General features: G+C 59.6%; 10 protein-coding genes. 5 read left to right on the top strand and 5 right to left on the bottom strand.

The features are described 5' to 3' along the window. The first annotated feature begins 79 nt into the window (after positions 1–79). Positions 80–886, top strand: coding sequence for a PhzF family phenazine biosynthesis protein (locus G5229_RS06430; RefSeq protein ID WP_421208815.1), 807 nt, complete (start codon positions 80–82; stop codon positions 884–886). Between the two features lie 120 nt (positions 887–1,006). Here G5229_RS06430 and lysS read toward each other — a convergent pair whose 3' ends face one another. Both lysS and prfB read right to left on the bottom strand, forming a co-directional pair. Continuing rightward, positions 1,007–2,542: a lysine--tRNA ligase gene (lysS, locus tag G5229_RS06425; RefSeq protein ID WP_421205090.1), complete on the bottom strand. Its 1,536-nt coding sequence runs from the start codon at positions 2,540–2,542 to the stop codon at positions 1,007–1,009. Between the two features lie 16 nt (positions 2,543–2,558). Further along, positions 2,559–3,657 (bottom strand): peptide chain release factor 2 gene (gene prfB / locus G5229_RS06420; RefSeq protein WP_100645262.1). Its coding sequence is split into 2 segments (ribosomal slippage): positions 2,559–3,581 and positions 3,583–3,657, totalling 1,098 coding nucleotides; the frame shifts between segments, so codons are not numbered across the junction. A 256-nt stretch (positions 3,658–3,913) separates the two neighbouring features. On the opposite strand from prfB, the gene G5229_RS06415 reads away from it, so the two are divergent. Then, complete coding sequence (locus G5229_RS06415; protein WP_319920118.1) at positions 3,914–5,785, top strand: methyl-accepting chemotaxis protein; 1,872 nt, start codon at positions 3,914–3,916, stop codon at positions 5,783–5,785. A gap of 231 nt (positions 5,786–6,016) precedes the next feature. On the opposite strand, the gene gltS is transcribed toward G5229_RS06415, so the two are convergent. Next, on the bottom strand, positions 6,017–7,216 hold the full coding sequence (gene gltS, locus G5229_RS06410; RefSeq protein WP_108614086.1) for a sodium/glutamate symporter: 1,200 nt from the start codon (positions 7,214–7,216) through the stop codon (positions 6,017–6,019). 446 nt (positions 7,217–7,662) lie between these two features. Between gltS and ansA the strand changes: the two genes are divergently transcribed. Next, positions 7,663–8,670 carry an asparaginase gene (gene ansA / locus G5229_RS06405; protein WP_005335195.1) on the top strand — a complete coding sequence of 336 codons (1,008 nt, stop codon included), beginning with the start codon at positions 7,663–7,665 and terminating at the stop codon, positions 8,668–8,670. Between the two features lie 262 nt (positions 8,671–8,932). On the opposite strand, the gene G5229_RS06400 is transcribed toward ansA, so the two are convergent. Beyond that, complete coding sequence (locus G5229_RS06400) at positions 8,933–9,226, bottom strand: YeaC family protein (protein ID WP_005335194.1); 294 nt, start codon at positions 9,224–9,226, stop codon at positions 8,933–8,935. Between the two features lie 72 nt (positions 9,227–9,298). Continuing rightward, positions 9,299–10,732, bottom strand: a complete 1,434-nt coding sequence (locus G5229_RS06395; protein ID WP_421205092.1) for a glyceraldehyde-3-phosphate dehydrogenase — start codon at positions 10,730–10,732, stop codon at positions 9,299–9,301. A gap of 211 nt (positions 10,733–10,943) precedes the next feature. On the opposite strand from G5229_RS06395, the gene G5229_RS06390 reads away from it, so the two are divergent. Both G5229_RS06390 and G5229_RS06385 read left to right on the top strand, forming a co-directional pair. Next, positions 10,944–11,744: a DUF2989 domain-containing protein gene (locus tag G5229_RS06390; RefSeq protein ID WP_227342060.1), complete on the top strand. Its 801-nt coding sequence runs from the start codon at positions 10,944–10,946 to the stop codon at positions 11,742–11,744. Between the two features lie 7 nt (positions 11,745–11,751). Next, positions 11,752–12,312, top strand: coding sequence for an NUDIX domain-containing protein (locus G5229_RS06385; protein ID WP_227342061.1), 561 nt, complete (start codon positions 11,752–11,754; stop codon positions 12,310–12,312). Positions 12,313–12,340: the final 28 nt, after the last annotated feature.

The raw sequence follows: 12,340 nt of genomic DNA, 5'->3' as shown, positions 1-12,340 counted from the left end.
TACGCCTGTTCCCGCAGCAAAAGAGGGGCGTGGTATAAAGGGCGTTAAATGAGAGCCACTTGATAACACAGGAAGTGCCATGTCCAATATCAGATTGTTTCATGTCAATGCGTTCAGTCGGCAGCCCCTTGGTGGCAACCCCGCAGTGGTTGTATTGGGACCCGCCCTGCCGGATGCCAGCCAGCTGGCGATGGCGGCCGAGTTCAACCTCTCCGAGACAGCCTTTCTGGTACAACTTGGCAGAGCCCATTATCAGTTGCGCTGGTTCACGCCGAAAGTCGAGGTTGATCTCTGCGGTCATGGCACCTTGGCGGCTGCTCATGTGTTGTGGCAGACAGGGGCGGTAGCTGCACACGAGACTATCCGCTTCGAGACCCGTAGTGGTGAGCTGCTGGCCCAGCGCGAAGATGAGTGGATTTGGCTCGATTTTCCGCGTGTCGCATTGACTCCACTGACTCTGGACCTCGCCTATGCTGCCGCGCTCGGCTGCCAACCAAGACAAACCCTGGCGGCCGGGGCCAAGTTCTTGCTGGAACTGGCAAGTGAAGAGGAAATCCGTGCGCTTTTGCCAGATTTTCATGCTCTGGGTGCTTTGCCGGGACGGGGGGTGATAGTGACGGCGCCCTCAAACGACCCGAACCATGACTTTGTCTCCCGCTATTTCGCCCCTTGGGTGGGCGTCGATGAGGATCCGGTCACTGGTTCCAACCACTGCGCTCTGGTGCCCTTCTGGGCCGAACGGCTTGGTAAACGGCAACTGCGGGCCCGTCAGATTTCGGCCCGTGGTGGTGAGTTGCGGCTTGAACTGCAGGAGGCGCGGGTACTGATGGCCGGTCAGGCCGTCACCTTGTGGCAGGGAGAGTGGCTGCTACCGCCAGCCTCATAAGCGGTAAGCATTCGTCAATTGTTGTGAGCATTATAAAAAAACGCCCCGCAGTCGCGGGGCGTTTTTATGGGCTATCACGCTCGGGATTGACCCAAGGGATTTAGCTGGCTTCTGTGGGCCTTACTTCTGCGGACGCAGGGCAGGGAACAGAATAACGTCACGGATGGTGTGGCTGTTGGTGAACAGCATGACCAGACGGTCGATACCGATACCCTGACCGGCCGTCGGCGGCAGGCCGTGTTCCAGTGCGGTGACGAAGTCTGCGTCGTAGAACATGGCTTCGTCGTCGCCAGCTTCTTTCTGATCAACCTGATCCTGGAAGCGCTTGGCCTGATCTTCTGCATCGTTCAGCTCGGAGAAGCCGTTGGCCAGCTCGCGGCCACCGATGAAGAATTCGAAGCGGTCGGTTACGTCCGGGTTCACGTCGTTGCGGCGAGCCAGCGGAGAAACGGCAGCCGGGTACTCGGTGATGAAGGTCGGTTGCAGCAGCATGTGCTCCACGGTCTCTTCGAAGATCGCGGTGATCACGTGGCCCAGCTCCCATCCCTTCATCAGCTCGATGTGCAGACGCTTGGCAACGGCCTTGGCGCTCTCCAGGGTAGCCAGATCGTCCAGAGTTACGTCCGGGTTGAACTTCAGGATGGACTCGACCATGGTGAGGCGCTGGAACGGCTGACCGAAATCGATGGTCAGGCCCTCTTCGCCCTCTTTGGCGTAACGGATCTTGGTGTTGCCCAGAATGTCTTGCGCCAGGGTGCGCAGCAGCTCTTCGGTCAGGTCCATCAGATCGATGTAGTCGGCGTAGGCCATGTAGAACTCGATCATGGTGAACTCGGGGTTGTGACGAACCGAGATACCTTCGTTACGGAAGTTGCGGTTGATCTCGTAGACACGCTCGAAACCACCGACCACCAGACGCTTCAGATAGAGCTCCGGAGCGATACGCAGGTACATGTCGATGTCCAGCGCATTGTGGTGAGTGACGAACGGACGCGCGGAGGCACCACCAGGGATGACTTGCATCATCGGGGTTTCCACTTCCATGAAGCGCTTTTCGTTGAAGAACTTGCGGATACCGGCAACCACCTGGGTGCGGATCATGAAGGTCTTGCGGGACTCTTCGTTGGCGATCAGATCCAGGTAGCGCTGGCGGCAGCGAGCTTCCTGGTCGGTCAGGCCCTTGTGCTTCTCGGGCAGCGGACGCAGTGCCTTGGTCAGCAGGCGGATATCGGAAACGTGAACGGAGAGCTCACCGGTCTGGGTCTTGAACAGGGTACCTTCGACACCCACGATGTCGCCCAGATCCCACTTCTTGAACTGCTCGTTGTAGAAACCTTCCGGCAGGTCGTCACGGGTGACGTAGACCTGGATCTTGCCGGCCATGTCCTGCAGGGTGGCGAAAGAAGCCTTGCCCATGATCCGGCGGGTCATGATGCGACCGGCAATCTTCACCCGTTTACCCAGGCTCGTCAGCTCCTCGGCGCTTTTGTCGTCGAACTCTGCGTGCAGATCGCCAGAGAGGCTGTCGCGACGGAAGTCGTTGGGGAAAGGATTACCCTGGGCGCGCAGGGCGGCCAGCTTGGAACGACGCTCGGTCATCTCGTTGTTGAGTTCGAGAGTTTGGTCGACTTCCGGAGTGATGGTTTGTTCAGACATGGTGATTCCTGCTTGTTTACAGACCTGATTTCAGGCTGGCTTCGATAAACTTGTCCAAGTCACCGTCGAGCACCGATTGGGTATTACGGGTTTCGACGCCGGTGCGCAGATCCTTGATACGGGAGTCATCCAGCACATAGGAACGGATCTGGCTGCCCCAACCGATATCAGACTTGGTCTCTTCCAGGGCTTGTTTCTCAGCGTTCTGCTTCTGAATTTCCAGCTCGTAGAGCTTGGCTTTCAGCTGCTTCATACACTGGTCTTTGTTTTTGTGCTGGGAACGGTCGTTCTGGCACTGTACCACGACACCGGTCGGAACGTGGGTAATACGTACCGCGGATTCGGTTCGGTTAACGTGCTGACCACCGGCACCGGAGGCACGGTAGACGTCGATCCGCAGATCCGCCGGGTTGATCTCGATATCGATATCGTCGTCGATCTCGGGGTAGACGAACACAGAACAGAAGGAGGTGTGACGGCGGCCACCGGAATCGAACGGAGACTTGCGAACCAGACGGTGTACGCCGGTTTCGGTACGCAGCCAGCCGAATGCATATTCGCCGGTGAACTTGATGGTGGCGGATTTGATACCAGCCACGTCGCCTTCGGAGCATTCAATCAGCTCGGGCTTGTAGCCGTGGGCATCGCCCCAGCGCAGGTACATGCGCAGCACCATGTTGGCCCAATCCTGCGCTTCGGTACCACCGGAGCCGGATTGAATATCGATATAGCAGTCGGAGCCGTCGTGCTGGCCGGAGAACATACGGCGGAACTCGAGGTCCACCAGCTTGGCTTCCAGCTGTTCGGATTCGGCGATGGCTTCGTTGAAGGTCTCTTCGTCTTCCCCTTCCACGGCCAGGCTCACCAGCATCTCGACGTCATCCACGCCCTGGGTCAGGGTGTCGATGGTGCCGACCACGTTTTCCAGCGCGACGCGCTCTTTGCCCAGCGCCTGTGCGCGCTCGGGTTCATTCCATACGTCCGGCTGTTCCAGCTCGGCGTTGACCTCTTCTAGACGCTCTTTCTTGGCGTCATAGTCAAAGGTACCCCCTAAGAAGCTCGGTCCGCTCAGACAGCTCCTTAAGTTTATTTAATACGGGATTAACTTCGAACATCGTGAAAACTCTCAGGGTCGATGTGATTTAAAAACGGGATATTCTAGCCAATTGTGGAAGGAATAAACAGGGTTGCCTTGGCTTGTGCGGCTCATGCCGTCAATTTCTGGTGCACTTTTCTCCACCTCGGTAGAAAATATCGCCCGCAGACCCATTTTCAGGTTCAGTTTTGGCCATTCGGGTCGCTAATGACTACGTGTAGTGTTGTGCAATTCAGGGAAAAACCCGCTCCTCACCTCAATAAGAAGAACACATGATGAAAAACCTGTCACTCAAGCAGAAGATACTGTTGTCAGTGGTGATCGCCCTTTCGTTGGTGATTTTGTTGCTCTCCTGGCAGAGCTATAGCAGCCAGAAGTCCCTGTTGCTGCAAGGCAGCCAGGAGCAGTTGCAACGGCTGGGTACCCAGCAGGCCGAGCGTGTCAGCGACTGGCTCGCCGCCCGTCGCGACGTGATCCAGGCGCTCGGCAACAAGGCCGGTGCCGACCCCCTCAATGCCTTGCAACAGGCACAAGTTTCCGGCCGTTTCCAGCTCACCTATTTCGGTGAGAGCAGCGGCAAGATGAATGACTCCGATCCCTCCATCAACCGCGATGGCTACGACCCGCGCTCCCGCGGCTGGTATCAGGAGGCGATGAGCAAAGGTGGCCTGATTGTCACCAAACCCTATCTCGATGTGGCTTACAACATCATGGTGGTGACCCTTGCCCAGCCGGTTTCTGGCGGCGTCGTCGGTGGTGACCTCTCCATCGCCTCGCTGGTGGAAGACGTGACCAAGATGCAGCTGCCTGCCGACGGTTTCGCCATCATGATGCACAAGGATGGCACCATCATCGCCTACAAGGATGCTGCCAAGGCGATGAAACCGGCCAGCGAGATCGACAACGATCTGACCAACGCGCTGATCGAGCAGAGCAAGTCGAGCAAAGAGCTGGTGCCAGCTTATTTTGACAACGAAGGTCGAGACAAGCTGCTGTGGGCGGCCGATATCCCCGACACGGATTGGGAACTGGTGCTGGTGCTGGACAAGGCCGCGCTGGAAGCGCCGCTCTCCTCCCTGCTGATGACCCAGCTGGGCATGGCGCTGCTGGTGCTGGTGGGTAGCATCCTCGCTATCTCCTGGCTGGTCAGCATGCTGCTGGGCCCGCTCACCAAGGTCTCCCAGGCACTGGCTCGTATTGCCGATGGTAACGGCGATCTGACCCAGCGCATCAAGATCGACGCCAACGACGAAGTGGGCCAACTGGCCAACAGCTTCAACCGTTTCGTCGGCAGCCAGCATCAGCTGATCGGCAATATCCGTCAGCTGGCCAACGAGTTGAACGCCGATGCCGAGCGCAGTCTGGTGACCAACCAGGCCGCGGTGGACGAGCTGCAGCGTCAGCAGCAGGAGGTGACCATGGTCGCCACTGCGGTCACCGAGATGGCGAGCGCCACCATGGAGATCGCCGGCAACGCCGAGAACACCGCCGCCGCTGCCCAGCAATCTGCCCAGAGCAGTGAGCAGGGCAAGATGCTGGTCAACAAGACCCGCCAGTCCATCAATGGTCTGGCTGAAGAGGTGGGGCAGGCGACCGAGGTGATCGGCGAGCTGAGCCGTCACGCGCAGGCGATCACCAGCATTCTCTCCACCATTCAGGGGATTGCCGAGCAGACCAACCTGCTGGCGTTGAACGCGGCCATCGAAGCGGCCCGTGCTGGTGAGCAGGGTCGTGGTTTTGCGGTGGTGGCTGACGAGGTGCGGGTGCTGTCTCGCCGTACTCAGGACTCCACCCAGCAGATCCAGTCCACCATCGAGACCCTGCAACAGACCACCGCCCGCGCGGTGAGCCTGATGCAGACCAGTCAGGGGCTGGCGGACAACAGCGTGCAGGATGCGGATCAGGCGGTGCGCGCACTGGAAGAGATCACCAGTGCCATCTCCCTCATCTCCGACATGGCGGGCCAGATCGCCACTGCCGCTGAGGAGCAGACCCAGGTGACCGGCGAGATCACCCAGAACACCACCGCCATCAAGGATGTGAGTGACGAGATCACCGCCGCCGCCATGCGCGATCTGGATCAGGCCCAGAGTCTCAAGGGACGGGCAGCTGACCTTAACCAGCAGGTGTCGACCTTTATCCTGTAAGGTGCAACTCTCGGCCTGTTCCGGCTGAGATAAAAAAGCCCCGCCCTCTGTCGAGTGCGGGGCTTTTTGTTGTTCGGGGAAGTGCGGGATATAGGGATTCCGGGTTGCTCGCGGGTCACCCTGGTGGCGGATACGAGCCCCGGCTCTGCCTGCGTCACCTGGCGAGTCGATAACAAACAAAGAGCCCACCGAAAGGTGGGCTCTGATCATATACGTCTGACGGAAAGGGAATTACAGGAATGGCATCGCCATAAACAGCTTGATCACCATGGCGTTGATGATGTCGATAAAGAAGGCGCCCACCATGGGCACCACCAGAAACGCCAGGTGGGAGGGACCGAAGCGCTGGGTGATGGCCTGCATGTTGGCGATGGCGGTCGGGGTGGCCCCGAGGCCAAAGCCGCAGTGACCTGCCGCCAGCACGGCTGCATCATAGTTGCTGCCCATGACCCGGAAGGTGACGAAGATGGCGTAGAGCGCCATTGCCACGGTCTGGGCGGCCAGCAGAATGAAGATGGGCAGGGCCAGGCTGGCCAGATCCCACAATTTCAGGCTCATCAGTGCCATGGCGAGGAACAGCGACAGGCTGACGTTGCCCAGCAGGGAGACCTCGCGATCGCTCACCTCATGCCAGTTCAGCAGGGTCAGGACGTTGCGCAGCAGCACGCCGACAAACAGTACGCAGACAAAGATCGGCAGCTCGAAGGCGCCCCCTTTGAGAGAGGCCGAGAGCAGCTCGCCACCCTTGAGGCTGATGGCTATCAATGCCAGCGTTTCGATAACGCTGAAAGTGGTGAGGGGGCGCTCCATATCTGGCATTTCGAAGCCCTGGGGGGCCTCATCCTGATTGTGCTCCTCACCGGGCACCTGCACTTTCTTCACCAGATAGCGAGCCACCGGGCCGCCGATCAGGCCGCCCAGCACCAGACCGAAGGTGGCGCAGGCGATGGCGAGTTCGGCAGCGGATTGCACGCCGTATTTCTCGGAGAAGGTGGCACTCCAGGCCGCCCCGGTGCCGTGGCCGCCGGAGAGAGTGATGGAGCCGGCCAGCAGCCCCATATGGGGATCCAGACCGAGCAGGGTCGCCAGACCGACACCCAGACTGTTCTGCACCAGCAGCAGGCCGGTGACCACCATCAGGAAGGTAACCACCGCCTTGCCGCCGCGTTTCAGGCTGGCGAGATCGGCGGAGAGACCGATGGAGGCGAAGAAGGCCAGCATCAGCGGGGTTTGCAGGCTGGTATCAAATTGCAGCTCCATCTGCAGGGTGGAGCGCAGCAGCAGCAGTACCAGCGCGACCACCAGGCCGCCGGCTACCGGTTTGGGGATGTTGAAGGTACGCAGCAGCCCGACTCGGGTAACCAACACCCGGCCAAGCAGCAATACCAGAGTGGCAGCGACCAGCGTTGCGTAGGAATCAAGTTGTAACATTCAGTACTCCCATGTTGATTGGCTGTGTCTTTCATAGCAAAAGACTTACAGATTCAGCCGGGATGAAAACAGTGTGGCTCATGCGCCAACAAAGAAGGGGAAACATCTCCCCGCCCCAGGAAAGATGGGGCTTGTGCGGGCCTGAAATGCTCAGGCATCCAGATGAGATTTTAGTAAAATCCGGCGGATTGTAGCAAAAAGCATCGTTTAATTCCATCTTTGTCGTATTAATGCTCGTTTTAGTGGTTTATTGTGACATTTAGCACTATGTAGGTAGAGGGCAGAAAAGCCGAAAAGGGTGCATGGAACGGCTGTCATTTGGGGCGCCAGTCTCTATAATTCGCCGGTTTCCGCTGCACGCAGAGGCGCTGGCGGGCGTTGACATTGTGGTTCACCCCGACATGGTTCATGTTCCGGCGGTGTTCACTTCATCAAGAGGAGAGGGTGTGAAGAAGTCTATCTACATTGCCTACACAGGCGGCACCATTGGGATGCAGCGTTCCGATCACGGCTACGTGCCGATGGCGGGCTTTATGGAAGACTGTCTGGCGCGGATGCCCGAGTTCCACCGCCCCGAGATGCCGGATTACCATATCCACGAATATGCGCCCCTCATCGACTCCTCCGACATGACCCCGGCGGATTGGCAGCGCATCGCCGAGGATATTCGCGACAACTACGAGAAATACGATGGTTTCGTGATCCTGCACGGCACCGACACCATGTCGTTCACCGCCTCGGCGCTCTCCTTCATGCTGGAAGATCTGCACAAGCCGGTCATCATCACCGGCTCCCAGATCCCGTTGGCCGAGTTGCGCTCCGACGGTCAGCAGAATCTGCTCAACGCCCTCTATATCGCGGCCAACTACCCGATCCACGAGGTGACGCTGTTCTTCAACAACCAGCTCTATCGCGGCAACCGCAGCAAGAAGGTGCATGCAGACGGCTTCCACGCCTTCGACTCCCCCAACTATCCGCCGCTGCTCAATGCCGGGATCGCCATCTCGCTGGAGGCGGGCGAGCTGGGCGTGCCCTCCGAGCGGCCGCTGGTGCTGCACGACATCACCCCCCAGCCCATCGGCGTGGTGACCCTCTATCCGGGGATCTCCAGCGAGGTGATCGCCAACATCCTGCAACAGCCGGTGAAGGCGCTGATCCTGCTGTCATTCGGGGTCGGCAATGCGCCGCAAAACCCGGCCATGCTGGCGCTGCTCTCCGAGGCTTCGGCCCGCGGCGTCATCATCGTCAACCTGAGCCAGTGCCTGCACGGCAAGGTCAATATGGGGGGCTATGCCACCGGCAACGCCCTGTCGCGGGCTGGGGTGATCTCGGGCTTTGACATGACCGCTGAAGCTGCACTCACCAAGCTGCACTTCCTGCTGAGCCAAGACTTGCCATCCCACCGCATTCGCGAGCTGATGCAGCAGTCCCTGCGCGGGGAGCTGACTCCCTAAGCGATGCGGCCCTCACCCTAACCCTCTCCCGGCGGGAGAGGGGATAGCTCGAGGTGCGGTTGGCCGCAAGGCTTGCCATGAAGAGCGTTGGCAGGTGGCCCGTTCACTGTTCGCAGGTGCGAGCCTGCTCCCTTCTCCCCCTGGCGGGAGAAGGGTTGGGGATGAGGGGGATGAGTCACCCGGCATCGATAGGAAAAAAGAGGGGAGCCATCATGGCTCCCCTCTCTGTTGTGGCCGCCACGAGCGGCCTGCCGGGTCAGGCTCAGTGGTTGAGGTCGACCCGCACTATCTCTTCCTCATCGCGATACTGACGCTTGAGCTCGCTCTTGCTCTTCATCACAATCTCGCCGTCACGGCCGATGTTCATGTGCTCGGGATTGTCGAGGTGCATCGCCTGCCAGGCCATCACGGCTTGCAGGGAGGTGGCCTTCTGCTCGTCGGTGAGGGGCTTGCCATCGGGCCACTTGCCCAGCTCGACTGCGGTCTTGAGCCGCTCGTACACCTCTTCGGGCATCTGCCTGATTGCTTGCAAAAACTCACCCTGTTGAAACGACATCCGGCCTTCTCCTTGAACTATTGAGCCATAAACTGCGGGATCTGACGGGTCATGCAGGTAGACTCTATCGGTCTATGCAGGCAGATCCTGGCGGACTACGCCAGCCATCTGCTCCATCACCCGCACTACCTGACAACTGTACCCGAACTCGTTGTCATACCATACGTAGAGCACACAATGATCCCCCTCGGCGATGGTCGCCTGGGAGTCGACGATGCCCGCATAACGGGAACCCACCATGTCGGAAGAGACCAGCTCGGTGCTGGCGCTGAAGTCGATCTGGCGATGGAGGGCCGAGCTTAACGCCATCTGCTGCAGATAGGCGTTGAGGCTCTCCCGATCGGTGGCCTGCTCCAGCGACAGGTTGATGATGGCCAGCGAGACATTGGGTGTGGGCACCCGGATGGCGTTGCCGGTCAGCTTGCCCTTGAGTTCCGGCAGCGCCTTGGTCACCGCCTTGGCGGCGCCGGTGCTGGTCATCACCATATTGAGGGCCGCGCTGCGACCGCGCCGCTCCCCCTTGTGATAGTTGTCGATGAGGTTCTGATCGTTGGTGTAGGAGTGGACCGTCTCCACGTGGCCGTGGCGGATGCCGTACTGCTCCTGCATCACCTTGAGCACCGGGGTGATGGCGTTGGTGGTGCAGGAGGCGGCGGAGATGATCTTGTCATCCGGGCCTATCACCTCATGGTTGACCCCGAACACCACGTTCTTCATCTCCCCCTTGCCGGGGGCGGTCAGCAGCACCTTGCCAGCACCGCGCGCTTTCAGGTGCTCGGAGAGGCCAGCCTCATCGCGCCAGACCCCGGTGTTGTCGACGATCAGCGCATCGTGAATGCCGTAAGCTGTGTAGTCGATGTCAGCCGGGCTATTGGCGTAGATCACCTGAATGAAGGTGCCGTTGGCGATGATGGCGCTGCGCTCCACATCCACCTCGATGGAGCCATTGAAGGGACCGTGTACCGAGTCGCGGCGCAGCAGGCTGGCGCGTTTTTCCAGATCCCCGTCGCGACCACCGCGTACCACGATGGCGCGCAGGCGCAGCGGATTGGCGGCGCCGGTACGCTCGATCAGCAGGCGGGCCAGCAGGCGGCCGATACGGCCAAAGCCGTAGAGCACCACGTCGGTCGGCTGCGGCATCTGGTTGCGGCCAAGGGCCGGTGCCAGTCGCGCTTGCAGATAGTCCTCGATCCCCGCCTCATCCTGATGATCCTGCCAGTAGCCGACTGCCAGCTTGCCAAGGTCTACCTCGGCAGCGGTGGGTTTGAGGGCAACGATGGCCTGAAGAAGGGGGAAGCTTTGCTGGATGGGGAGGGGAGCGCCCTGGTGGCGGCGGACGACCCGGTGGGCCTTGAGGATATCGATGGTGGAGGCGTTTTGCAGTGGGCGGCCGTAGAGGGTGATCTCGACCCCTTGTTGTCGGTAGAGGCGACCAATCAAGGGTTGCATGGCTTCGGCGAGCTCCTGGCTCTCCTGCCACGCTTGCAAGTAGTGCTCGTGGGTCATTGACCAGATCCTTTATTTCACGTTGTTGGTGTAAATAGAAAATTCGTCGAATGCAGATCAGTGTAGGGGTCTATATTTCGTTATATTATTCTGCAATCGCGGCCTTATATGGCGCGCGCATTGTAATGGATATGTAACCGGTTTGCTAGCCGGTGGTGGCCGACAGAGGCTTCAGTTGTTACCAACCCGCGTTACCAACAAGATGTGAATCATGGCCAATTTCCCCCTGCGACAGACCTTCATCATGCTTTCAGTCGGCCTTGCCGTAGCTGGCTGCAATGACGATCGGATCCACAATATCTGCAGCAACCATGCCGAGCTCTGTCAGGATCTGGTGGACGATGGCTGGTGTCGCTACGAGCGTACCGATGTGATCCGCAGCCGCTTCTATCTCAAGGAGGAGGGAACGGATCGGCGCAAGTACGAGCTGATGCGCAACCTTGAGCGCTATCTTAAGTGTGCCGAGCGCTCTACCAACATCGAGTATAAGAATGCCCGCGAGCAGAAGAGCCCACGGGTGGAGGGGATGCTGGCGGCTGGCGAACAGTTGGCCCAGCTCGATGTGGCCACCCGCAACTCGCAGGATCCCTACTTGCTGCTCTGGCACTGGACCAACAACACCAACGAGCTGGCCCGTCAGCAGTTTATGGCGCTGGAAGGTAACAAGGTGCTCGACGAACCGGAACTTCAGCTGGCCCTTGGCGGAGCCTACGCCAAGAGCGACCCCGAGAAAGCTATTTCCATCATGCATCACGGCCTCTCCCTCTATCGGGAAGGTGACAAGATAAACAGCCGCCTGCTCACCTCCCTCAGCACCCTCTATATGGGCCAGAAGCAGTACGGGCTGGCCTATCTGTGGGGCAAGGTGAGTGAGTCTTTTCAGGATGCGCCAGAGGTCTCTGCCAGGCGTTTTGGTATTTATCACACCCTGAGCAAAACAGATCAGGATGCCTACGACGTGCGAGCGGCTGAAATAGTCGATCAACTGAAACATGGCAGCTATCGGCACTGAGGCTCTGATGATTGCACTATCCCCGGCCAGCTGCTGGCCCGCACCTTTTTCCCTCTCGTTTGTCCATGGCGAGGTGATCACCGATGGCCATACCCTGGAACGCCTTACGGTACGTGCCGTAGTACTCCGTGGCGACGAGTTGCTGCTGGTCCACTCCCGGGTCAACGGTGATCTGATGTTTCCTGGCGGCGGCGTTGAAGCGGGGGAAAACCACCATGTGGCGCTGGCCCGCGAGCTGAAGGAGGAGTGCGGTGCCGAGTTGCTGGAAGTAGGGACCCTGCTTGGCGAGACCCGGGAATACCGCGCCGCCCGCGAGCCGGGGTTCGATGCCTACTGCATCCGCTCGCTGTACTACTTGTGCCGGATTGGTGATCAACTGGTGGAGCCACAGCCACAGCCCTACGAGATCCGCCTTGGCTTCGTGCCCGGCTGGTTTGGCCTCGACGAAGCGCTGCAGACCAACAAGACCCAGCTGGCGGGGCCCTGTCCCCAGTGGACGGCGCGAGAGACCCGGGTGTTGGCCCAGTTGCAACGCTGGCATCAGCAGGGGGTCTTCGACCACGGCTGATGAGTAGATCAAGCTGCAACGGTCAGTG

It is taken from the genome of Aeromonas sp. 602396 (assembly GCF_049173735.1).
Classification (GTDB): Bacteria; Pseudomonadota; Gammaproteobacteria; order Enterobacterales; family Aeromonadaceae; genus Aeromonas; species Aeromonas veronii_A.
Note: the sequence above shows the minus strand (reverse complement) of the source record. Positions and strands in the feature narration are given on the sequence as shown.

Coding starts and splice junctions, on each gene's coding strand:
- G5229_RS06430 (WP_421208815.1), top strand. CDS start 80: ATGTCCAATATCAGATTGTTTCATGTCAATGCGTTCAGTCGGCAGCCC.
- lysS (WP_421205090.1), bottom strand. CDS start 2,542: ATGTCTGAACAAACCATCACTCCGGAAGTCGACCAAACTCTCGAACTC.
- G5229_RS06415 (WP_319920118.1), top strand. CDS start 3,914: ATGAAAAACCTGTCACTCAAGCAGAAGATACTGTTGTCAGTGGTGATC.
- gltS (WP_108614086.1), bottom strand. CDS start 7,216: ATGTTACAACTTGATTCCTACGCAACGCTGGTCGCTGCCACTCTGGTA.
- G5229_RS06400 (WP_005335194.1), bottom strand. CDS start 9,226: ATGTCGTTTCAACAGGGTGAGTTTTTGCAAGCAATCAGGCAGATGCCC.
- G5229_RS06395 (WP_421205092.1), bottom strand. CDS start 10,732: ATGACCCACGAGCACTACTTGCAAGCGTGGCAGGAGAGCCAGGAGCTC.
- G5229_RS06390 (WP_227342060.1), top strand. CDS start 10,944: ATGGCCAATTTCCCCCTGCGACAGACCTTCATCATGCTTTCAGTCGGC.
- G5229_RS06385 (WP_227342061.1), top strand. CDS start 11,752: ATGATTGCACTATCCCCGGCCAGCTGCTGGCCCGCACCTTTTTCCCTC.